This is a genomic window from Nitratireductor sp. GCM10026969, assembly GCF_042660605.1.
Classification (GTDB): Bacteria; Pseudomonadota; Alphaproteobacteria; order Rhizobiales; family Rhizobiaceae; genus Chelativorans.
Genome location: NZ_JBHSUM010000068.1, coordinates 1 through 21,858 on the forward strand (window position 1 = coordinate 1; position 21,858 = coordinate 21,858).

The 21,858-nt window shown below is 64.9% G+C and carries 23 protein-coding genes; 9 read left to right on the forward strand and 14 right to left on the reverse strand.

Translation table 11 applies throughout. The features are described from left to right. On the forward strand, nucleotides 1-458 hold a 458-nt coding region (locus ACFP9U_RS14520; protein WP_378622467.1), incomplete at its 5' end, for a serine aminopeptidase domain-containing protein. 219 nt (nucleotides 459-677) lie between these two features. Here ACFP9U_RS14520 and ACFP9U_RS14525 read toward each other — a convergent pair. Beyond that, nucleotides 678-1,109, reverse strand: coding sequence for a CBS domain-containing protein (locus tag ACFP9U_RS14525; protein ID WP_378622468.1), 432 nt, complete (start codon nucleotides 1,107-1,109; stop codon nucleotides 678-680). Nucleotides 1,110-1,232: 123 nt separating this feature from the next. On the opposite strand from ACFP9U_RS14525, the gene ACFP9U_RS14530 reads away from it, so the two are divergent. Then, nucleotides 1,233-2,408, forward strand: coding sequence for a CaiB/BaiF CoA transferase family protein (locus tag ACFP9U_RS14530; protein WP_378622470.1), 1,176 nt, complete (start codon nucleotides 1,233-1,235; stop codon nucleotides 2,406-2,408). Continuing rightward, nucleotides 2,405-4,054: a thiamine pyrophosphate-binding protein gene (locus ACFP9U_RS14535; protein WP_378622471.1), complete on the forward strand. Its 1,650-nt coding sequence runs from the start codon at nucleotides 2,405-2,407 to the stop codon at nucleotides 4,052-4,054. The genes ACFP9U_RS14530 and ACFP9U_RS14535 overlap by 4 nt, the downstream gene beginning before the upstream one ends. 22 nt (nucleotides 4,055-4,076) lie before the next feature. On the opposite strand, the gene ACFP9U_RS14540 is transcribed toward ACFP9U_RS14535, so the two are convergent. The 3 genes from ACFP9U_RS14540 to ACFP9U_RS14550 form a co-directional block, all read right to left on the reverse strand. Beyond that, nucleotides 4,077-4,217 (reverse strand): hypothetical protein, encoded by a 141-nt coding sequence (locus ACFP9U_RS14540; RefSeq protein WP_378622473.1) that lies wholly within the window; start codon nucleotides 4,215-4,217, stop codon nucleotides 4,077-4,079. Between the two features lie 198 nt (nucleotides 4,218-4,415). Beyond that, on the reverse strand, nucleotides 4,416-4,775 hold the full coding sequence (locus ACFP9U_RS14545; protein WP_378622475.1) for a DUF2019 domain-containing protein: 360 nt from the start codon (nucleotides 4,773-4,775) through the stop codon (nucleotides 4,416-4,418). 78 nt (nucleotides 4,776-4,853) lie between these two features. Then, nucleotides 4,854-5,486 (reverse strand): TetR family transcriptional regulator C-terminal domain-containing protein, encoded by a 633-nt coding sequence (locus tag ACFP9U_RS14550; protein WP_378622476.1) that lies wholly within the window; start codon nucleotides 5,484-5,486, stop codon nucleotides 4,854-4,856. 195 nt (nucleotides 5,487-5,681) lie between these two features. Between ACFP9U_RS14550 and ACFP9U_RS14555 the strand changes: the two genes are divergently transcribed. Further along, a complete protein-coding gene (locus ACFP9U_RS14555) occupies nucleotides 5,682-7,010 on the forward strand; it encodes an aspartate aminotransferase family protein (RefSeq protein ID WP_378622478.1) in 1,329 nt (442 codons plus the stop codon). Nucleotides 7,011-7,331: 321 nt separating this feature from the next. Here ACFP9U_RS14555 and ACFP9U_RS14560 read toward each other — a convergent pair whose 3' ends face one another. From ACFP9U_RS14560 to ACFP9U_RS14570, 3 genes are all read right to left on the reverse strand, one after another. Continuing rightward, nucleotides 7,332-7,793 carry a carboxymuconolactone decarboxylase family protein gene (locus ACFP9U_RS14560; RefSeq protein WP_378622480.1) on the reverse strand — a complete coding sequence of 154 codons (462 nt, stop codon included), beginning with the start codon at nucleotides 7,791-7,793 and terminating at the stop codon, nucleotides 7,332-7,334. 11 nt (nucleotides 7,794-7,804) lie between these two features. Beyond that, nucleotides 7,805-8,326: an RrF2 family transcriptional regulator gene (locus ACFP9U_RS14565; protein WP_378622481.1), complete on the reverse strand. Its 522-nt coding sequence runs from the start codon at nucleotides 8,324-8,326 to the stop codon at nucleotides 7,805-7,807. 120 nt (nucleotides 8,327-8,446) lie between these two features. Continuing rightward, nucleotides 8,447-8,881 carry a MarR family winged helix-turn-helix transcriptional regulator gene (locus ACFP9U_RS14570; protein ID WP_378622483.1) on the reverse strand — a complete coding sequence of 145 codons (435 nt, stop codon included), beginning with the start codon at nucleotides 8,879-8,881 and terminating at the stop codon, nucleotides 8,447-8,449. A gap of 118 nt (nucleotides 8,882-8,999) precedes the next feature. On the opposite strand from ACFP9U_RS14570, the gene ACFP9U_RS14575 reads away from it, so the two are divergent. Beyond that, nucleotides 9,000-9,671, forward strand: coding sequence for a glutathione S-transferase family protein (locus ACFP9U_RS14575; protein ID WP_378622484.1), 672 nt, complete (start codon nucleotides 9,000-9,002; stop codon nucleotides 9,669-9,671). A 36-nt stretch (nucleotides 9,672-9,707) separates the two neighbouring features. On the opposite strand, the gene ACFP9U_RS14580 is transcribed toward ACFP9U_RS14575, so the two are convergent. From ACFP9U_RS14580 to ACFP9U_RS14605, 6 genes are all read right to left on the reverse strand, one after another. Continuing rightward, nucleotides 9,708-10,073 carry a VOC family protein gene (locus ACFP9U_RS14580; protein WP_378622486.1) on the reverse strand — a complete coding sequence of 122 codons (366 nt, stop codon included), beginning with the start codon at nucleotides 10,071-10,073 and terminating at the stop codon, nucleotides 9,708-9,710. Between the two features lie 61 nt (nucleotides 10,074-10,134). After that, complete coding sequence (locus tag ACFP9U_RS14585) at nucleotides 10,135-12,267, reverse strand: dipeptide ABC transporter ATP-binding protein (protein ID WP_378622488.1); 2,133 nt, start codon at nucleotides 12,265-12,267, stop codon at nucleotides 10,135-10,137. A gap of 191 nt (nucleotides 12,268-12,458) precedes the next feature. Next, nucleotides 12,459-13,616, reverse strand: coding sequence for an ABC transporter permease (locus ACFP9U_RS14590; RefSeq protein WP_378622489.1), 1,158 nt, complete (start codon nucleotides 13,614-13,616; stop codon nucleotides 12,459-12,461). A gap of 10 nt (nucleotides 13,617-13,626) precedes the next feature. Then, a complete protein-coding gene (locus ACFP9U_RS14595; protein WP_378622491.1) occupies nucleotides 13,627-14,664 on the reverse strand; it encodes an ABC transporter permease in 1,038 nt (345 codons plus the stop codon). 78 nt (nucleotides 14,665-14,742) lie between these two features. Beyond that, nucleotides 14,743-16,395, reverse strand: a complete 1,653-nt coding sequence (locus ACFP9U_RS14600; RefSeq protein ID WP_378622493.1) for an ABC transporter substrate-binding protein — start codon at nucleotides 16,393-16,395, stop codon at nucleotides 14,743-14,745. Between the two features lie 209 nt (nucleotides 16,396-16,604). Next, nucleotides 16,605-18,710 carry an OmpA family protein gene (locus ACFP9U_RS14605; RefSeq protein WP_378622494.1) on the reverse strand — a complete coding sequence of 702 codons (2,106 nt, stop codon included), beginning with the start codon at nucleotides 18,708-18,710 and terminating at the stop codon, nucleotides 16,605-16,607. Nucleotides 18,711-19,036: 326 nt separating this feature from the next. Between ACFP9U_RS14605 and ACFP9U_RS14610 the strand changes: the two genes are divergently transcribed. From ACFP9U_RS14610 to ACFP9U_RS14625, 4 genes are all read left to right on the forward strand, one after another. Further along, nucleotides 19,037-19,741 (forward strand): ZinT family metal-binding protein, encoded by a 705-nt coding sequence (locus ACFP9U_RS14610; RefSeq protein WP_378622496.1) that lies wholly within the window; start codon nucleotides 19,037-19,039, stop codon nucleotides 19,739-19,741. Between the two features lie 283 nt (nucleotides 19,742-20,024). Beyond that, nucleotides 20,025-20,468: a YcgN family cysteine cluster protein gene (locus ACFP9U_RS14615; protein WP_378622497.1), complete on the forward strand. Its 444-nt coding sequence runs from the start codon at nucleotides 20,025-20,027 to the stop codon at nucleotides 20,466-20,468. Further along, nucleotides 20,465-20,878, forward strand: a complete 414-nt coding sequence (locus ACFP9U_RS14620) for a ketosteroid isomerase-related protein (protein ID WP_378622499.1) — start codon at nucleotides 20,465-20,467, stop codon at nucleotides 20,876-20,878. The genes ACFP9U_RS14615 and ACFP9U_RS14620 overlap by 4 nt, the downstream gene beginning before the upstream one ends. 100 nt (nucleotides 20,879-20,978) lie before the next feature. Further along, a complete protein-coding gene (locus tag ACFP9U_RS14625; protein ID WP_378622500.1) occupies nucleotides 20,979-21,341 on the forward strand; it encodes a hypothetical protein in 363 nt (120 codons plus the stop codon). Nucleotides 21,342-21,686: 345 nt separating this feature from the next. Here ACFP9U_RS14625 and ACFP9U_RS14630 read toward each other — a convergent pair whose 3' ends face one another. Continuing rightward, nucleotides 21,687-21,845 (reverse strand): SIMPL domain-containing protein, encoded by a 159-nt coding sequence (locus ACFP9U_RS14630; protein ID WP_378622502.1) that lies wholly within the window; start codon nucleotides 21,843-21,845, stop codon nucleotides 21,687-21,689. Nucleotides 21,846-21,858: the final 13 nt, after the last annotated feature.

The following is a 21,858-nucleotide window of genomic DNA, read 5'->3' on the forward strand; positions in this document are numbered from 1 at the left end:
AGCGCTTCCGCCTCGGCTCGGACGTCCCCTCGCGCCTCATGCCGCGCTTCACGTTCGAGGCCTGGGCCCGCGCGGCCCCCGGCGCCCGCACCCCTTTCGACTGGCTCTCGCACGACCGCGCGCAGGTCGATGCCTATATCGCCGATCCCTTGTGCGGCTGGCCCCCGACCATCGCGATGTGGCGGACCATCTTCGCCATCGAGCTTCTGATTGCCGACGGCCTCGCCGCCATCCCGAAGGACCTGCCGATACACCTTGCCGGCGGCGCCGAAGACCCCGTCACGGCCCGCGGGCGCGCGGTCAAACAGCTTGCCGCACGGCTCAAGCGGACCGGCGTTTCGAATCTCGAAACAAGGATTTACGCCGAAACCCGCCACGAATCTCTCAACGAGCTGAACCGCCTCGACATCATGCAGGATTTCACGCACTGGGCCGCAGGCGTGCGCGCCCGCCGCTGAGTCTGTCGGGAAGTATTGCGAGGAGGCCTGATTCCCAACGCGCGTCATCCCGGAAGCCGCAGCCGGCAGGCGAAGGCTGTCCGGGATCCATTCCGGAACATGGACGAGTCACGGAATGATCACGATCCTCGCTCCGTTCAACCGGGCCGACGCGCGTCAGGTGACCCGACCTGATCTCCTTCGGCAGCGACGAACGCCTCGCTGGCCCGCCGCACCCGCTCACATGCGCCGCGGATCGTCGCTCGGCTCGGAGACGCCTTCCAGCGCGTGCTCGGCCGCCTCACCGTCACCGCGGGCGAGATCGGCCATCGCGAGGATGCCGACCAGGCGCTTGTCCCTGTTCAGGATCGGCAGGCGGCGCACCTGATGCTCGCTCATCACCTTGGCTGCCCGCTCCGGCTCCTCGTCCTCGAAGCAGTAGAAGACCTTTTCTGACATCACCTCGCGCACGGTCGTGTTGCCGGCCGCGCGTTCCTCGGCCACGGCCCGCACGGTGATGTCGCGGTCGGTCACCATGCCCACCAGTCGGTCGTTCTCGCCGACCGGCAGCGCGCCGACATTGTCCGCACGCATCTTCCTGGCGGCGTCCCGGATGGTGGTGTTGGGATCGACGATGTCGACGGATGTGCTCATGAGCTCACGGATCTGCATGACAGCCTCCCTGTCCTGCGTGGTTGTCTTGTCAGGGGAACGCATGTAGGGGCTTGATGTTTCCGGGGCGCGGGCGGAAATACGCCAAACCCCGACGAATAGAACGGGAGCCACCAGCACGCGATGGCCGCACCTCCACTGACGGGAATCCGCGTCATCGAACTCGCCCGCATCCTGGCGGGCCCCTGGGCGGGGCAATTGCTTGCCGATCTCGGCGCGGATGTGATCAAGGTCGAGAACCCTAACGGCGGTGACGACACGCGGCACTGGGGCCCGCCCTTCGTGACCGGCCACGATGGAGAGAACCTTTCCGCCGCCTATTTCCACGCCTGCAACCGGGGCAAGCGCTCGATCGCCCTCGACTTCAAGAGGCAGGAAGACCGCGCCACCCTCTTGAAGCTCATCGCCTCGGCGGACGTGCTGATCGAGAACTTCAAGGTGGGCGGGCTCAGGAAACACGGCCTCGACTACGAGAGCCTGAAAGAGATCAACCCGCGCCTCGTCTACTGCTCGATCACCGGCTTCGGCCAGGATGGGCCCTATGCGGGGCGGGCGGGCTACGATTTCATCATCCAGGGCATGTCCGGCCTGATGTCGATCACCGGTCCCGCCGACGGCGAGCCGCAGAAGGTCGGCGTGGCCGTCACCGACATCTTCACCGGGCTTTACGCCGTCATCGCCATCCAGGCCGCCCTCCGTCATGCCGAAAAGACCGGTCAGGGCCAGTTCATCGACATGGCTCTCTTTGACGCGCAGATTTCCGTGCTCGCCAACCAGAACCTGAATTACCTGGTCTCGGACCTCTCGCCTGAGCGCATGGGCAACGCCCATCCGAATATCTGTCCCTATGAGGTTTTTGAGGCCGAGGACGGCCATTTCATCCTGGCCGTCGGCAATGACGGTCAGTTCGCCCGTTTCTGCGCCGTGATCGGCAGCTCGAGCCTTGCCACCGAGCCGGACTTCGCCACCAACGCGGCGCGCGTCGCCAACCGCGACCGGCTGCACGCCGAGATCGCCCCGAAGCTGAAGGCCTTCGCGCGCGATGCGCTTCTGGAAAAGCTCGGGCTTGCCGGCGTGCCCGCCAGCCCGATCAACACCATCGCCGAGATGTTCTCCGACCCGCAAACGATCGCGCGCGGCATGCGGCGCGATCTGAAGGACGGACACGGCAACACGCTGCCTTCCGTGCGCGCGCCCATGGTGATGTCCGAAACGCCGCTGGCCTATCAACGCCCCAGCCCGCGGCTCGGCGAGCACACGGAAGAGATTTTGCACGATCTGGAAGAGAGAAAGCCATGAAGACCGGCGGACAGCTCATCGTCGAAGCGCTGGAGGTGAACGGCGTCGACAGGCTCTACTGCGTTCCGGGCGAGAGCTATCTGGCCGTCCTCGACGCCCTCCACGATTCAAAGATCCGCACCATCGTCTGCCGCCAGGAAGGCGGGGCGGCGATGATGGCCGACTGCCACGGGCGGCTCACCGGCCGGCCGGGAATCTGCTTCGTCACCCGCGGCCCCGGCGCCACGAACGCATCGGCCGGCGTGCACATCGCCAGCCAGGACTCGGTGCCGATGATCCTCTTCATCGGCCAGGTGGCGCGCGGTATCCGCGACCGCGAGGCCTTCCAGGAGGTCGATTACCGCGCCTTCTACGGCCCGGTGGCCAAGTGGGTGACGGAGATCGACGATGCAGCCCGCATCCCCGAGCTTCTCACCCGTGCCTTTGCCGTCGCCGCCTCGGGCCGCCCCGGCCCCGTCGTCATCGCCCTTCCCGAGGACATGTTGACGAGCCGGGCGGAAGCGCCGGCCGCCCTGCCCCACACGCCGGTCGAGACCCGCCCCGGCCATCACGAGATGGAAGAGCTCGCAACGCTGCTTGCCAACGCCGAACGCCCCTTCGCCATCCTCGGCGGAACGCGCTGGGATGAGAAGGCCGTCTCCGCCTTCCAGAAGTCGGCCGAGCGCTGGGCGCTCCCCGTCGGCTGCTCCTTCCGCCGGCAGATGCTGTTCGATCATCTGCACCCCTCCTATGCCGGCGACGTGGGCATCGGCCCCAACCCGAAGCTCGCCGAGGCCATCAGGAATGCCGACCTCTTGCTCCTCGTTGGCGGCCGCTTCGGCGAGATGCCCTCCTCCGACTACACGCTCCTGAAAAGCCCCTATCCCGACCAGACCCTGGTGCATGTCCATGCCGATGCGAGCGAACTCGGCCGCGTCTACCGTCCGGCGCTCGCCATCAACGCCACGCCGGCGGCCTTCGCCGCCGCCTTTCGGGACCTCAACCCGGAGGCGCTTCCCGCCTGGGCCGAGGAGACGGAGCGCCTGCACGCGGCCTATCTTTCCTGGTCCACCCCGCCCGACAGCGGCCCCGGCCCGGTGAAGATGGGCCCCGTCATAGCCTGGCTGGAAGAAAACCTGCCCGACGACGCGATCCTCACCAACGGCGCCGGCAACTACGCCACCTGGGTGCACCGCTTCCACCGCTTCCGCGGCTTTGCCTCCCAGGCAGCCCCCACCTCCGGTTCCATGGGCTACGGCACGCCTGCCGCCGTCGCCGCCAAGGACCTCTTCCCGGACCGCCAGGTCGTCGCCTTCGCCGGCGACGGCTGCTTCCTGATGAACGGCCAGGAATTCGCCACCGCCGTCCAGTACGATCTTCCGATCATCGTCGTCGTGGTCAACAACGGCACCTACGGCACCATCCGCATGCACCAGGAGCGCCACTACCCCGGCCGCGTCTCCGCCACGGACCTCAAAAATCCCGATTTCGCAGCGCTTGCCCGCGCCTATGGCGGCCACGGCGAGACGGTGGAGAAAACGGAAGACTTCGCGGGAGCCTTCGAGCGCGCACGGGAAAGCGGAAACCCGGCAATCATCGAAGTGAAGCTCGACCCCGAGGCGATCACGCCGGCAAGGACGCTGACGGATATCCGGGAGGGGCGGTAGGGGGCGGCGTCCGTCGCCGTACCTATTCGTCCCTTGAGGCGTGGAATGCAGCCCCGATGCCGGCACCGACGGCAATCCCGATGGCGATCCCCATCGCGATATTGTCCATCATCACACCGAAGACGGCGCCGATCCCCACGCCGAGCGCTACACCCAAACCCATCGATCCGTAAACATCTCTCATCGGGGGAAACTGGACCTCGGCGCGGGCGAAGACAAGGGACGATTGTGACGGCGTGCATCGAGATCAAGAATTGCCTCGTACTGAGCCACCCCGATTTCCGTGCACTGAACGACCATTCGTTGTCGAAGATGAGAGCTTTGCCTTGATGGCTTCCGCACTCCCGCGTCGTACCGCCACTCAACGCGGCACATAACGTCCCTCTCGGATTGCATCCAGCATGCCCCAGGCATATGGCGTTTGAGGCTGTTCCTTGCGGTCGATTATCTGCTGAAGCACCTGCAACGCGCCGTCGCGATCACACGTGAGGGTATGTATTGCCGCCTTCAAGCGCACCTGTGCATTGGGATGACTATACAATTCCAACAGCTGATGGCGTTGATCGCCATCACGAGACTTCAACTCCTCGGCTACCACCGTCAACTGATCGTAGAGCTTGTTATAGCGGCGCGTGTCCAGATTTCTCAGCGCGTCGTCTTGAGCAAGGCAGACGTCCACGAAACGCTGCACAAGCGCGTCCAACGTCTGCTGTTCCGTCATCTTGTTCCTCATCGTCTCAGGAGATTCGCCACCCATCCGAGCGACGAATTTTATCCCCGGCCATAAAAGCCGCGCCCCTCACCCCAAAAACAACCCCTCCAGAAACCGCGCCGCCTCTTCGAAGCGCCGCTCGCCGCTTCTTTCCGGCCCCAGCACCGCGCACACCTGCACGTCGAAATCGGCATAGTGCTGCGTGGTCGCCCAGATGGCGAAGATGAAGTGGTGGGGGTCGAGCGCCTTCAGCCGTCCCTGCCGCATCCACGCGCCGATGATGGCCGCCTTTTCGTCGACCAGCGCCTTCAGCTCGCCCTGCAAGAAGGGCAGGATGCGCGGCGCGCCCTGGAGGATCTCGTTGGCGAAGAGCCGGCTTTCGCGCGGGAAGTCGCGCGACATCTCCACCTTGCGTCTGATGTAGGCACGGATTTCCGCCACCGGATCGCCGCCCGCATCCATCGCGCGCAACGGGGCGAGCCACAGTTCCATGATCCGGTCGACCAGCGTGAGGAAGATCGCCTCCTTGCTCTTAAAATAATAGAGCACATTGGGTTTCGACATGCCGGCGACCAGGGCGATGCGGTCGAGCGTCGCCCCGCGAAACCCGTCGCGCGAAAAGACCTCGAGTGCGGCCTCGAGGATCGCTTCGCGCCTTTCCCGTTGGATGCGCGTGCGGCCGGCCTCACCCGTCAATTCCGCGCTATCGTCAGGCCTCATCCGTGACCTTCCCGCGCCCTGGCCCAGCGCAACATGAAGGGCTGGTGCGCCAAACCGGCGTTGCAATGATTATAATGAAAACGAGCGCCCCCGAGCGGGCCTTTTATTATAATCGGTCGGAATGGTCAAAGCGTGTATTGCAGGACCGGCAGGACATTAAACCTGACGACAGGGGAACGGAACGGAGACCGCTTCATGCCCAACCGGCACTTGCCCAGGCCGAACGATCTGAGCGCCTTCTGGATGCCTTTTACCGCGAACCGGCAGTTCAAGCAGGCGCCGCGCATGCTGGTTGCCGCCAAGGACATGCACTACACCGCCGATGACGGAAGAAAGGTCCTCGATGCCACCTCGGGCCTTTGGTGCGTGAACGCCGGCCATTGCCGGCCGAAGATCACCGAGGCGATCGGGACCCAGGCGGCCGAGTTGGACTATGCGCCCGCCTTCCAGATGGGTCATCCCGTCGCCTTCGAGTTCGCCAACAGGCTGGTCGACATGGCGCCCGCCGGGCTCGACCATGTCTTCTTCACCAATTCCGGTTCCGAATCCGTCGAGACGGCGCTGAAGATCGCGCTCGCCTATCATCGCGTCAGGGGCGAGGGTTCGCGCTTCCGGCTGATCGGCCGCGAGCGCGGCTATCACGGCGTGAATTTCGGCGGCATCTCGGTCGGCGGCATCGTCGCCAACCGCAAGATGTTCGGCACGCTTTTGACGGGCGTCGACCACCTCCCCCACACCCACCTGCCGGAGAAGAACAGCTTCACCCGCGGCGAGCCCGAGCACGGCGAAGACCTTGCCGACGCCCTGGAGCGGATCGTCGCCCTCCACGACGCCTCAACCATCGCCGCCGTCATCGTCGAGCCGGTGGCCGGCTCCACCGGCGTGCTCATCCCGCCCAAGGGGTATCTGAAACGCCTGCGCGAGATCTGCGACAAGCACGGCATCCTGCTCATCTTCGACGAGGTGATCACCGGTTTCGGCCGCCTCGGCGCGCCATTCGCGGCCGACTATTTCGACGTCGTGCCCGACATCATGACCACCGCCAAGGGGGTGACCAACGGCGTCATCCCCATGGGCGCGGTGTTCGTGAAGAAGGAGATCCACGACGTATTCATGGAGGGGCCGGAGCACCTGATCGAGTTCTTCCACGGCTACACCTATTCCGGCAACCCGATCGCCTGCGCGGCCGGCCTTGCCACGCTGGAGACCTACCACGAGGAAGGCCTGCTCACGCGCGGCGCCGAACTCGCGCCCTACTGGGAAGAAGCGCTCCATTCGCTGAAGGGCGCGCCGCACGTCATCGACATCCGCAACATCGGACTGGTCGGCGCAATCGAGCTGGAGCCGATCGAGGGCCAGCCCAGCAAGCGCGCGTTCTCCGCCTTCCTGAAGGCCTTCGAGAAAGGCGTCCTGATCCGCACGACGGGCGACATCATCGCCCTGTCCCCGCCGCTCATCGTGGAAAAGGGTCAGATCGACGAGATCGTGGACTGCCTGCGCGCTGTCTTGCGTGAGGTTGCGTAAGCCGCCCCGGACGCCGTTCACCCTGAGCCCCTGGGCTTGCGGAGAGCGAATAGCGCGGGCCGAAGACCCCCTCTCTTGCGATTTCTAACACTTAGCCTCCGTTGCACTCCGGCTAAAATGTTGAAATCGCTTTCTCCCCCGCCAAGGGGGAGAAAGGGGTGACGCATGCCTCGCCGCAAATCGCCAAGGCTTGTGATTGGCGGCAGCATTGATGCCCGCAGTATCTCCCCCTTGGCGGGGGAGAAAGCGATTTCTTAGGTTTAGCAAAGCTAAGCCTTAGAAATCGCAAGAGAGGGGGCCCGCCACCGCATCGCCTGGCCCTTACCCCGTCTGTGCGAGCTCTTTTACCGGATGTATGCTGCGAAACGGCACGCATAGCCGGTTCCAGACATTGATGATGCCGATGGCTACAGAGAGCTTCACCAGTTCGTCGTCGCTGAAATACGCACGCGCCTGATCGAAATCCTCGTCCTCAACCATGTTGCCGGCAAGCCGCGTCAACTTTTCCGTCCAGGAAAGTGCCGCGCGCTCGCGCTCGGTGAAGAGCGGAGATTCCTGCCAGGCCGCAACGAGTAGGAGCCGCTGCTCGCTCTCGCCGTCTTCACGCGCTTCGCGGCTGTGCATGTCCACGCAATAGGAACAGCCGTTGATCTGCGAGGCCCTGAGCTTCACGAGGTGCAAAAGCTCCTTCTCGAGCCCGCATTCATTGACTGCCGTATTGAGCGCGCGCACGGAGTTTATGATCTCCGGGGATGCCTGATAAAAATTGAGACGCGGTTGCATGGACGACCTTTCTACTCTTGCTCTTTGCGGGAAGATGCGGCCTGCGGCCGCTGGTGGCGCGCCAGGAAGGCGCATCCGAATGCGATGGACCGTGGGTCGGCGTCCGCCTCGTACCCGGCCACCACATCGGAAATCTTGGTCTCGGCGAGCACGGCGCGATAGGCCTGTTCGGCCTTCAGCATCGCGGTGTTGATGCCGCAGGGCTTCACATAGGCTGCCGGTTCCAGCGCTCCGGGCCCGCGCTGTCGGATCTCCGCGCAGCGAAACGCCGGGCACGGCCCCTCCACGGCCAGGACGACGTCGAGCAGGCTGATACGCTCCGGCCTGCGCGCCAGCCGATAGCCGCCGCGCGGTCCGGGAACGGATTCCAGAAGCTTCTCGGCGGCAAGCGCCTGCAGGTGCTTCAGGAGATAGCTCTGCGAAACGCCGTGATACGTCGCCAGTGCGCTCGCCGGCAGCGTGGCCCCTTCCTCGAGGCCCGCAAGCAGCGTCACGCAATGGATTGCCGCCTCGACGCCTTCACCCATACGCATTCATGCTCTCCTATCCTGGATATTTTTTATCATGGATAACTTTCATCCACAATAGGCACGTCTCGCACCGATGCATGCGCGAAGTGGCCAGAGACCTTACGGGCGATCCGGTAGGCGCACTCAGGTCAGTTTCTTCAGGAGGGTGCTCAACGTCTCGGCCTCCTCCACGGTGAGCCGGCTGCCCACGGCTTCTTCGAGCGCCTGCGCATAGACAGCCCACATGCGCCGCCGCAGGGCTCGCCCATCGTCGCTGATATGCAGGAACTGGCCGCGCCGGTCCTGCGGGCACGCACGGCGCTCGATGAGACCGGCCTTTCGCATTCGCTCGGCCAGACGCGAAAGGTTGTACTGCGCGAAAAGCAGCGCCGTTTCCAATTCGAACGGGCGCAGCCCCGCCTCCCCTGCCTTCTCCAGCTCCCACAGCGCGTCATACCAGGCGAGCGGCGGAAGCCCCGCTTCCTTCAGTCGCGCCTCGACGTGGTTCGTCGCCACGCGCTGGGCGCGTGCCAGGGCGATCCAGGCGTCGATCGCGGCTTCATGCGGTTTTTCGACCATGGTTCACCAATTCTTGATTAGATGCAATTGCATTCACATTGACTCCCGGCCCGATAACGCCAATATAGATGCAAATGCATGAAATTTCCATGCAGGACGCAACCCCAAGGAGGCCCCGATGCCGGAAAAACTCACCCTCATCTCCTTCGACCTGTGCCCCTACGTGCAACGTTCGGCGATCGTGCTGAAGGAAAAAGACGTGCCCTACGAGCGCGTCGACATCGACCTTGCCGACAAGCCGGACTGGTTTCTCGCCATCTCCCCGCGCGGCAAGGTCCCGGTGCTGAAAGTCGGCGAGCACGTGCTGTTCGAGAGTTCGCCCATCGTCGAATATCTCGACGAGACCTATCCGCCGCGCCTCCATCCCGCGGATCCGGTCAAGCGCGCTCGCCACCGCGCCTGGATGGAGATCGGCTCGGCGGCGCTCGCCGACATCTGGACCCTGGAGACGACGCGCGAGCGCGCGGCGTTCGACCGTGCCGCCACCGCACTGAGGGAGAAATTCACGCGGATCGAAGACGAACTCGGCGACGGACCTTACTTCGCCGGCGAAGCCTTCAGCGTGGTGGATGCCGTCTTCGCCCCGGCCTTCCGCTATTTCGACGTGTTCGACAAGATCACGGATCTCGGCATCTTCGACGGCCTGCCGAAGGTTCAAAAGTGGCGCGCCGCGCTTGCCGGGCGTCCCTCGGTCAAGACCGCGGTGGTCGCCGATTACAACGACCGGCTGCGCCGCTTCCTGCACAAGCAGGACGGCGTGCTCGCCCGAATGGACAAGGCGTTCGCCTGACAGGCTTTAAGGGGCGGTGCCCGCCGCCCCGCCCTGTCATTCCTGGTTGACGACGATGCGGTTTCCCTCGCTGTCGCGGAACTCCGCATAGAGGGTGTCCCTGTCCCAGGGCGCCGTTTGCGGCTCCGTGATGATCTCGGCACCGTTGGACCTGAGCCTCTCGACAGTGGCTTCCAGGTCTTCCGCGACCAGCACGAGTATGGGCAGGTCCGACGGCTTCTCGTCCGGCCGGCGTATGAAATGCAGATGCGTTCGCGCGCCCGGCAGCGCCAGTTCGACCCAGCGCCAGTCTCCCAGGCCGTAGGGAACATCCGCCGCCACGGTGAGCGACAGCTTCTCGGTATAAAAGGCGATCGCCCGGTCCTGGTCGAAGACGGGCAATTCGGCGAACTTCACGAACATAAGGAGACCTCCTGTCGGCGGGTCTTGAACCCTAGACACGCCGAAATGTATTCGGCAAGCATCATGGCCGGGCGTCCGCTCCATCCCCTGCGCCGAAGCGGATGACCGGCTCCATTTTCTCCAGGACGTCCTCGCCCAGCCAGCACAGGCTCCTGTGGCCGTCGCCGAGATCGGCGAAGGGCGGCAGTTCGCGCTCGCAGCGGTTTTCCGGCACCAGATGCTTGTAGGGACAGCGGGTCTGGAAGGGGCAGCCGGAGGGCGGGTCCAGCGCCGAGGGAATGTCGCCGTCGAGCACGATGTGCTTCTTTCTGACGGACGTGTCGGCGATCGGCACGGCGGACAGCAAAGCCTCGGTATAGGGGTGGTAGGGCGGCGCGAAGATCTGCTCCGTCGTGCCCTGCTCGACCACATGGCCGAGATACATGACCAGCACCCGGTCGGCGAGGTAGCGCACCACTGAAAGGTCGTGGCTGATGAACAGAAGCGTGGTCTTGTTCCTACGCTGAATGTCCATCAGAAGCTCGGTTACCGCCGCCTGCACCGAAACGTCGAGCGCGGAGACCGGCTCGTCGGCCACCACCACCCTGGCGTTTCCGGCAAAGGCGCGCGCCACCCCGATGCGCTGCTTCTGCCCGCCGGACAGCTGGCGCGGCATGCGCGAGGCGAAGGCCCGCGGCAGCTTCACCAGATCGAGCAGCTCCAGCATGCGATTCTTCCGCTCGGCCATCGTCCGGCCGATCCGGAATTTCTCGAGCGAACGCATCATCTGGGCGCCCACGGAATGGCTTGGATTGAGAGTGTCGAAAGGGTTCTGGAAAACCATCTGGATGCCGGCCACGGTGTCGGTGTCCCGCTCTTCGACGGGGAGAGCCTGGATCTCGGCCGCGCCGAGCGCGACCGTCCCCTCCGTCGCCGTTTCCAGCCCCAGCAGAACCTTGGCGAGCGTGGACTTGCCGCAGCCGGACTCGCCGACGATCGCCACCGTTTCCGCCTCGCGCGCCTCGAAGCTGATCGACTCGTTGGCCTTGACGGTGCGCGTCTCGCTGCCGCCGAAGACGGCATTGGCAGCGACCCGGTAATACTTCTTCAGCCCATCGACCTTCAGCACCGAACCACCCGGTTCCACCGGCGCGTGTGTCCGCTCCACGCCTTCCGGCAGCGCCGCCCAGTCGATCTCGTTAAAACGCAGGCAGCGCGATTCGTGCCGGTCATGCCCTTCTATCTCAACCATGGGCACATCGCCGGCATCGCACCGGCCGGCTTCGAAATGCGGGCAGCGCGGGCCGAAATTGCAGCCTCTCGGCCGCTCGTGCGGCAGCGGAAGCTGGCCCGGTATCGCGATCAGCGGTCGCGCGTTCTTGTCGGCGCCCGGCAGCGGGATGGAGCGGAACAGCCCCTGGGTGTATGGGTGGCGCATCTCATCGAAGACGTCCTTGACGCGGCCCTTCTCCACCGCCTCGCCCGAATACATCACGGTGATGCGGTCGCAGGTCTCCAGGATCAGGCCGAGATTGTGCGACACGAAGATCATCGACGTGCCGTACTGTCTGCTCAGCCCCTTCACCAGTTCGACGATGCCCGCCTCCACCGTCACGTCGAGCGCGGTGGTCGGCTCGTCGAGCAGCAGCAGCGAGGGCTTGGACAGAAGCGCCATGGCGATCACCACCCGCTGCTGCTGGCCGCCCGAGAGCTGGTGCGGGTAGGCGCGCATGATGCGCTCCGGGTCCGGCAGGCGCACCGCCTGTACCATCTCCAGCGCCCGCTCCCACGCCTCCTGCCTGGACACCTTCTCGTGGATCAGCGGCACTTCCATGAGCTGCTTGCCGATCTTCATGGCAGGGTTCAGGCTCGCCATCGGCTCCTGATAGACCATGGCGATCTCGTTGCCGCGGATGTGGCGCAGCTCCGCCTCGCTCATCTCGGCCATATCGCGGCCCTTGAACCTGATGCGGCCGCCGACGATCCGTCCTGCATTCGACAGATCGCGCATGATGCCGAGCGCGACGGTGGACTTGCCGCAACCCGATTCGCCGACAATCCCCATCACCTCGCCGGGCATGACGGTGCAGGAGAAATCCATCACCGCCGGGATCTCGCCCGCCCGCGTGAAGAAGGAGATGGAAAGGTTCTTGATCTCCAGGATGGGCTCGACCGCCTGCGCCCCGGTCCGGTCCATTCTCACGGCTTCGTTCATGGCTGGCTCTCGTCCTGTTCGACGCGGTGTCTCCGCTTCCCGCAAGCTAGCTCCGCCGTCATCCCGGAAAGCCGAAGGCTTGTCCGGGATCCATTCCGCGAGACATCCACGTTCCGGAGTGGATTCCGCACAGCCTCCGCTTCGCTCCGGCTTCCGGGATGACGCAGCTTGGTTTCACGTCCCGCATGGCATCAATCCTTCAAAGACTGCTCGCGCAGAGCGTCGGCGAGCAGGTTCAGCCCCAGCACGAAGGACATCAGCGCCAGGGCCGGCGGCAGCGCGGGATGGATATAGGCCCTGAGAAGCCGGCTCGACTCCTTGATCGCCGTGCCCCAGTCCGGACTTTCCGGTGCCAGCCCCAGGCCGAAATAGCCGAGCGTACCGAGAAGAATGGTGGTGTAGCCGATCCTGAGGCAGGCATCGACGATGAGCGGCCCGCGCGCATTCGGCAGGACCTCCCAGAGCATGATGTACCACGGGTTCTCCCCGCGCGTCTGGGCTGCGGCGACATAGTCGCGCGTCTTGATGTCCATGGTCAGCCCGCGCACGATCCGGAACACGCCGGGGCTCGAGGCAAAGACGACCGCCACGAAGATGTTGAGCTCGTTCGGCCTGAGCGAGACGATCCCCAGGGGGTCGGCGTTGAAGACGAGTCCCGCATAAAGCCAGCCGCCGACGAGAAAGGTCACGCCGATGAGCACCGCCAGAAGCCCCGGCCGGCCGCTGAAGCGGGTGTAGAAGAGCGTGGAAAGGAAAATCACCGGAAAGACGAAGAAGAAGCCCGCCAGCCACTGCGGTATGGACGTTTCGCGGATCCCGGGCGTAACCAGCAGATAAAAGAGCAGGATGACGGGGAAAGCCAGGACGAGGTTGGCCAGGAAGGAAAGCACGCTGTCGATCCGCCCGCCGTAATAGCCGGCCGGCAGCCCGAGCGTGGTGCCCACCATCAGCGCGAAGAGCGTCGCCGCCGGCGCGATGGCGAGCACGATCTGGCTGCCGAACACCATGCGGGAGAAGACGTCGCGCGCCAGGCGGTCGCCGCCGAAAAGGAAAGGCAGGCCGGTTTCCGGCTCGATCGTCCCCGGTGCTGCGTTCTTCAGGAGCGGAATCTGCTCCAGGGCCCCGAAGGGGGCGATCACATCCGCGAAGATCGCCGTGAACAGCCAGAACAGGCAGATCGCCAGGCCGGCGATGCCGACCTTGGTCTCGAAGAGATGGCCGTAAAGACCGAGCACCTTCCGGTAGCGCGTGCTGAGGATGAAGACTGTACCGAGCCCGATCCACACCGGCCAGAAGCGCGCGACAACGCCGAAGAGGATACCGAAGAACCCGAGTGTCTCGAACTGCATGGGCCGGCCCTTATCGCACCCGGATGCGCGGGTTGAGCAGCACGTAGCCGACATCGGAGACGAGCTGCGTGGCAAGCACCACCAGCACCGAGACCAGTGAGCAGGCCAGAAGCAGGTCGATGTCGTTGTTGGCCGCCGCCTCCACCAGCGTGAAGCCGAAACCCTGATAGCGGAACATCACCTCGACGATGACCACGCCCGTCAGAAGCCAGGGAAACTGCAGCATGATCACCGTGAAGGGCGCGATCAGCGCGTTGCGCAGCGCGTGCTTGAGCACCACCGCATTGAAGCTGAGACCTTTCAGGCGCGCGGTGCGGATATATTGCTGCGTCATTACCTCCACCATGGAGGCACGGGTCATGCGCGCGATGTAGCCGATGCCGTAAATGGCCATCGTGATCACCGGCAGGGTGAAGTTGGAAAACGTCACGCCGCTGTTGGTCGCCGAGGCGGCCGAGCCGTTCAGCCAGCCGAGCCACGAGGCGAAGATGACGGTGAAGATGACCCCGGAAATGTATTCGGGCGTAGCGGTGGTGGTGATCGAGGCGACCGAAAGCGTGCGGTCCGTCCGGCTCCCTTCGCGCATCCCCGCCAGAACGCCGATGAGGAGCGACACCGGCACCATGACGGCCATGACCCAGAACATCAGGATGCCGGTGGCGCCCAGCGCGGGAACGAGCTTTTCCGCAACCGGCTCCCTGAATTTCGTGGAACAGCCGAAATCGCCCTGGAGAATGCCGGAGTAGCGCGGTTCCGCCGGCTCGTCGCAGTAGGAAAAGCGCGGCACGGCGGCACCGGTCTCGGAGTCGATGTTGGGCTGCTTGCGCACGAGCCCCACCCACTGGCCGTAGCGCACGAAGAAGTTCTGCCGGTAGCCGTACTCCTGCAGCCAGCTTTCGATCTCGGCGGCCGAGGAGCGCATGGTCAACTGGCTGATGGCGAGCTTCTTCAGGTTCGGCTCCAGATTGACCAGGAAGAACACCACGAACGAAAGGACCAGCATGGTCAGCGCCATGACACCGAGCCGGCGAAGGATGAAGCGCAGCACTGTTTCCCCTCCCCCGTCGGGGGCATAGCTTTCTTGCTTGCTTGGGGAGCGGCCGGCACCGACCGCCCCCGTGTCTTATCAGGCCTCCTCGAGCCACACCCGCTCGAGATCGATCTCGAAGGTCTGGTGGATGCCGTGGTTCTGCACCGCCGGCACGAAGTGACTGTAGAGCTTGCGCCAATAAGGCTGGATGATGATGCCGGCGTCCTGGATGTGCTGCTCGATCTCGCGCATCACCTTGCGCCGATCGTCCGGATCCGGCAGGGTCAAGGCCTTGTCGATGTTGGCGTCGAGTTCCTCGTTGGAATAGGCGGATTCGTTCCAGGCCTGCCCCGTGCGGTAGGCCAGCGCCACCACCTGAATTCCCAGCGGGCGCATGTTCCAGTTGGTCATGGAGAAGGGATATTTCGTCCAGTCGTTCCAGAAGGTGGAGCCCGGCAGGACGGTGCGGCTGACCTTGAACCCGGTGTCGCGCAGTTGCGCGGCGATGGCATCCCCGGTGTTCTTGTGCCAGTCCTCGTCGACCGTGATGAGGTCGTGCTCGTACCCCATCTGGCCGGCTTCCTCCATCAGCGCCTTGGCACGATCCGCGTTACGGGCGATCGGCGCAAGCTCGGCGTATTCGGGATGGATCGGGCAGACATGGTGGTGTTCGGCCACCTCGCCGGCATTGTTGTAGCCGAGGGCGAGAATCGTGGCGTTGTCGACGCCGAGTTGCAGCGCCTTGCGCACGCGCTGGTCGTCATAGGGCGGGTTCTCGACATTGGTGCGCGCGACGATCGTCGTCGCCGTCATCACCTCCGAGCGGACGAGGTCGAGCCCGTCGAGGATGTCGACGTAATCAGGGTTGGTCTCGTAATTGGTATGGATCTCTCCCGCCTCGAACATGCTGATCATCGCCGACGGGTCGGGGCCGTAATCGATGAACTCGATACCGTCGAGATAGGCCTCGCCGCCCCACCACTTGCCGTCTTCGCGCCGCTTCAGAACGACGCGATTGCCGACTTCGTAGGAGACGAGCTCGAAGGCCCCGGTTCCGATCGGGTTGGCCACGAAATCCCGTCCCGTCTCGTCGAAGCTGGGATGCACGAGCAGGCCGGGATAATCGGAAAAGCCGGCAATGATGGATATGTCCGGTGACGGCAGGCTCAGCCGCACCGTGTAGTCATCCACCTTCTCGATGGCGCCCTCTCGCGCCTTCTTGGTCTCCGGATCGATGAGTGCGGAAAGCCGCGTGGCCATCGAGTTGCCTTCGGCCGTCTGGTCGCACCAGCGCAGGAGATTGTAGATCACGTCGTCGGCGGAAAATGAATCGCCGTTGTTCCACGTCACGCCTTGGCGCACGTTAAGGAGATACTGGGTGGCGTCCTCGTTGACCTCCCAGCTTTCCAGAAGCTTGCCCTCGAACGTGAAGTCACGCGTGTACTTCACCAAAGGCTCCAGCGTCTGGCGCATGGCATTGGAGATCTCGGACCAGTCCGCTGTGCGCGGATCCTTCGGATCCTTGACCCACATCGCGACCTTGAGGACGCCGCCCTTTTTCGGCTCCTGGGCGTAAGCCGGCGCGGGCGCCGAAAGCCCCGCCATCGCGTAGGCACCGGCGGTGGTGGCGCCGAAGGCGCTCGCCAGGGCGAGAAACTCGCGCCGGTCCATCCGGCCGGCCCTGGCATCTTCCGCCAGCGCAGCAATCTTGCCCGGCACGCGGCCGCCATTGCTCCTGAAGAATTTCATCGACGCACTCCCGCTCGTCCGCAGCATTTTTGTGATTGGCCCGACTGGGCACGACCGAACGCTTAGCATTTCCTATCGGCACGCCCTTGTCAAAAGGACATCGGCAGCCGCTTCGGCACCCGAACGCACGAAGACCCGACCGGCGGAGGGAAACCGGCCGGGCCCTGCCCGCATCTTCCCGTCATCCGGGAACGTGCAGGAAAGCGCTTCTACTGGCGCGCCGCCACCGGCGCGATGAGCGGGGTAATGCGGCGCACGGCCACGCGCCTGTTCTCCCGTTCGCGCCGTTCCGTCCGGATCTTCAGATATTGCTCGCCATAGCCCTGGGTGATCAGGTTTTCGGGCGGCACCCCGAAAACATCGCTCAAGGCCCGAGCGACCGCCTCGGCGCGCCGGTCCGACAGGGCGAGGTTGGCCATCTCCGACCCCACCGCGTCCGTGTGGCCCTCGATCAGGAAGGTCTCGGCGGGGTTCTGGTCGAGCATGCGCAGAATGGCGTCGGCGACGGCCTCCAGATCGGCGATTTCGCTCTCCTCGATTCGCGCCGAGCCGAATTCGAACTCGATCGTGTCGAGATCGATGCGCCGCACCATGTCGCGCACGCGCGCCGAGTACTTCACCTCCTCGACCGAATAGAGGCGCTCCACCGGTTCCACCGGCGGCTGGTCGAGGAAGGTGTAATAACGGTCCGGATCCTCCACCCTGTCCGCCTCGAGGATATAGTCGCTGACGGGAATCGTCAGCCTGAGCGGCGGCAGTTCGCGCGCCAGATCCTCGTAGTGCATCGCCGTATCGAAGCGGTCTTCGGGCAGATAGGCCAGCACGTATTCCCGCCCGTCGGGCGTCACACGCACGCGGCGGATGATGTCGCCATAGCGGTTGCGCACGGTGATGACGCGAGTCCCGTCGGAGCGCTCGATCACCTCACGCACCCGCCCGCCGCGCAGTTCCTCGTAGTAGACCCGGTCGTCCCGCATGACGATGCGGTCGTAGTCGGAGCTCTCCACATAGTAGTGGTTGTTGATCTCGACGATCGTGCGGTTGTCGTTGTATTCCTCGACCACCCGGGCATTCTCGCGCGGCCGGTAGATCTCGGCGCGCCGCATGCGCATGTCCTCGGGCGTTTGCCCCAAGTCGATGGCCGCGCCCTCTTCCTCGACGATCGAGCGGATCTCCGCCTGGAGCTGCTGCGGATCCATGATGTTCTGCTGGGCCTGCGCGTCCGTTTCCGGCACCGGCTCAGCGCCGGCGGCACCTTCCAGCGACTCGGCTTCGAGTTCCTGCGCCGGCTGCGGGGCGGCCTCTTCTTCCGCGGCGGCGGGGCCGGCCGCCTCGGCGTCGGCCGCGCCTTCCTTCTGGCTGTCGAGCACCGGCGCAGCATCTCCCGGAAGAAGCTCCTCTTCACCGCTCTCCATAATCTCAGCCTCTTCCGCTGCAGGCTGTTGCGCTTCAGGCGCGGCCTCCTCCAAGGCGGGTTCCGCCGTTTCTTCGGCGGGGATCTGCTCGTCAGCCTCGGCGGGCGCCTCCTCGACTTGCCCGGTGCCGGCCTCCCCCGACTCTTCGGCAGGCATGGCGTCCTCGCCTTCCTGGGCCGCGGCAGGCTCGTCTTGTTCTTCGGGCGCGGCAGGCTGCTCTTGCAGCGTTTCGACCGGCGCTGCCTCGTCCTCGGCCGGTTCTTCAGCCGCAGGCGCCTCCTCTTCGGCGGGCGGCATCGTCTCCTCGGCCTCGTCGGGTGCTTCCTCCTGAGGCGATTCCGGCGCCGGCTCACTTTCGGGTTCGGTCATCGGCTCCGTCTGCATCTCGGCGGGCGCCTCTTCCGTCGGAGCGGGCTCTTCCGAGGCCGGTGCTTCGGGTGCTAGCTCTTCCGGGGCCGGCTCCTCAGGCGCGAGTTCCTCCGGAGCGGGTTCTTCGGGCGCGACCTCTTCCGGGGCCGGCTCCTCAGGCGCGAGTTCCTCCGGAGCGGGTTCTTCGGGCGCTGCTTCTTCCGGGGCCGGCGCTTCGGGCGTGACCTCCTCGGGAGCGGGCTCGGCCGGAATCTCTTCCGCCGGAGGTTCCTCGACGGCAGGGGCTTCTTCGATCGCTTCGGGAGGCGCTTCCTCCGCCGGAGGTTGCTCTTCTATCGGCACGCATTCGCCGCCCGCTCCCAGCGCGGTCCCAGCGGGACATCCGTCCGGCGCCTCCTGTTCGGTCTCGAGAGGCTCCTCTGCCTGCACCAGCATGATCGGCCGCTCCGGCCCGGCATTCTTTGCCAAGGCGGGATACGGCGCGGCCATAAGCAGACAGAGCGACGTGCCGGCCAGGAATCTGTGGGTCATATTCATTTTGCTGCTCCTCAGATGGAGGAATCCCTTCGGCGCAGTAAAGCGATGAACGGACCTCTTGGTTCCCGAACCGCCCCGCGCGGGGCACGCGATAACCAGCCGATCAGCCGGGCGGAGTGGCTCGGTTGAATGTCCGATACGGAAAGAAATCCGGAAACGCGCAGCGCCGTGGCCAGGGACGGGGATGCGAACGAAGCGGACGTTTTCCGAAGACCCATTGCCACAGCGCGGATATTCGGTTACGCCATACCGGTAACGTAATAACGTTACCGTCCAGCGGGCGTTAGTTCTCCATTCACCATCAGTAGAGGTTCAGGAAAATGCAAACGGCAATCACCAAGTACGTTGGCGCGCTGGCGATAGGTTCGATGCTGCTTTTCGCTGCGCAGGCACAGGCTCAGGCGCAGGGAAGCCGGAGCGCCGACGATGCTTCGGCCCACGACCATTCGCACGACCGTGACGAGGCGCATGACCATTCTCACGGTTCCGACGACGCCATCTACAAGGGTTTCTTCGAGGACGACCAAGTTGAGGCACGCCCGCTCTCGGACTGGGAGGGCGACTGGCAGTCCGTTTACCCCTATTTGAAGGATGGCACCCTCGACCCGGTCATGGCGCATAAGGCGGAGCATGGCGACAAGAGCGCCGAGGGGTACCGGACATACTACGAAACGGGATATCGGACCGAGGTCGATCGCATCGTCATCAGCGGCGACAGTGTCACCTTTCACGAGGATGGCAATTCTATCGAGGGCCGTTACGCCGCTGATGGATACGAGATCCTGACCTACGAAGCCGGCAATCGGGGCGTGCGCTATATCTTCGAAAAGACCGAAGGCGACGACGAGGCCCCACAGTTCATTCAGTTCAGCGATCACCGTATCGCGCCCGCACAGGCCGATCACTACCACCTCTACTGGGGAAACGACCGCGGGGCCTTGCTGGAAGAAGTGACCAACTGGCCGACTTACTATCCCTCCTCGCTGAGCGGAGACCAGATCGTCAGCGAAATGATGGCGCATTGATCCGCAACTGAACGCTTTGTCGCTGATGGGGCCGCCAGGAAAGTGGCGGCAGAGCCTCGTTCCGGCTCTTGAAGGACAAGAACGAGGCCCTTTGCGCATTTCGACCTGGATATCGGCGCCCATCAGCTTCGCATCCCCGGCATTTCGGCATCCCCGCCAATCTCATGGAGAGGAACGGTGACCGGGCACGGTCCCGACGAGCGACGCGCGTTGGGATGCGAACGCGGCACCGCCGCCGGGCGCCGCGCTTGACCTGGCACGCGCGCCGCGCCACATCATCGGCATGGAACCCTTCTGGAAGACGAAGCCGCTCGAGGCGATGACCCCGCAGGAATGGGAGTCGCTGTGCGACGGCTGCGGCAAATGCTGTCTCGCCAAGCTCGAGGACGAGGACACCGGCCAGATCCACTGGACCAGCGTGGCCTGCCGCCTCTTCGATGCCGGTCTGTGCCGCTGCACCGACTATGCCCACCGCTTGGCCCGCGTGCATGACTGCGTGCGCCTGACCCCCGAGAACGTCCGCACCTTGAGCTGGCTCCCGGCGACCTGCGCCTACCGACTGGTGGCGGACGGGAAGGATCTCGCCTGGTGGCATCCCCTGGTCTCGGGCAACCCGGAAACCGTTCATCAGGCGGGCATCTCCGTGCGCGGGCGCGTGGCCGCGCAGGAGGACGCGCTTGACGAGCCGGAGGATTATCTTCCCTATCTTCTTCAGGAGGAGCCATGAGCGAGATAAGAACCCGGCAGTTGATCGAGCGCTATCTCGACGCCTTCAACCGCAGCGACCACGAGGCGATGCTGGCTTGTCTCTCCGAAGACGTCGCCCGCGACAAGAGCGGCGGCGGGCGCGAGATCGGCAAGGAGAAATTCCGCTGGTTTCTCGGCCTTTCTGCCCGCCATTTCCGTGAGGAGCTCAGCGACGTCGCCATCATGACCGCCCCGGGCGGCGTGCGGGCGGCAGCCGAATTCACCCTTCACGGCACCTATCGTTCGACCCTGGAAGGCCTGCCCGAGGCCCGCGGCCAGCGTTACAGCCTGCCGGCGGGGATGTTCTTCGAAGTCGACGACGGGCTGATCTCTCGCCTCACGTTCCACCTCGACCGCGCCGCCCGGGAGGCGCAGATCGGATCGGCGTGAACGGCGTGTGAACGGCGGGTTCGCACCCGGTTCAGACCGGCTCCGGCATTGTTCACCCGTTCGCGGCAAGCGAATGGAGCGAAAAGCCAGGAGCAGCCCCATGTTTCGCACGATCAGAACCGCAGTTCTCTCAGCCCTTCTCGGCCTCGGCACGCTGACGGCGATGCCCGCCGGCGCCCAGGCCGACGGATTTTATTTCAGCTTCGGCCAGCAGGGTCCGAGCGCCGGCAGCCATCACCGCGACCGGGGGCACATGTATAAGCCCCACCGCGGCCGGCCGCGGCACGTTTCGGCCTGTTCGCCGAGCCAGGCGCTCCACAAGGCAGGGCGGATGGGGCTTCGCCACGCCCGGGTCACGCACGCCAGCCGGAAGATCATCGCCGTTGCCGGCCACAGGCACCGCCACCGCGCGCGCGTCGTCTTTTCGCGCGCGCCGCACTGCCCCGTCATCCGCGCCATGTGACGGCTTGCGCCCGCCCCGAAAAACCGAAACGCTGCCGGGCCTCCGGCGGCGTCTCCTCTTGCCGTCTGCAAACCAGGCAAGCGCATCCCTGCGCCGGCAAACCGCAAGTCGCGGCGATTGGCGCCAACGGCAGCGTTATCTCCCCCTTGGCGGGGGAGAAAGCGATTTCTTGGGTTTAGCAAAGCCAAGCCTTGGAAATCGCAAGAGAGGGGGCTCCCACTCCCAATAGCCCCGCGATGTTCGGACCCCGGCTCCACCAGGGGAGAGGCGGCCCCGCGAAGCGGGTCGGCGAGTGGGACGTCGACGCCAAGCGCGATGCCCCTGCCCGCCTTTTCCGGACGGCCCCTACTCCTGGCCGATCTCGAAGGTGACGTTCACCTGGACGCTGTAGGTGTTCTCGCCCGTCTCGACCGGCACCGCCTTGTCGGCGGCCGCCTCCATGCGCATGACGGGGGCTGCGAGCGGGCGCGGCGGCGGCGCCGATTGCTCGGACAGTTGCAGCACGTCGCCCAGCGAC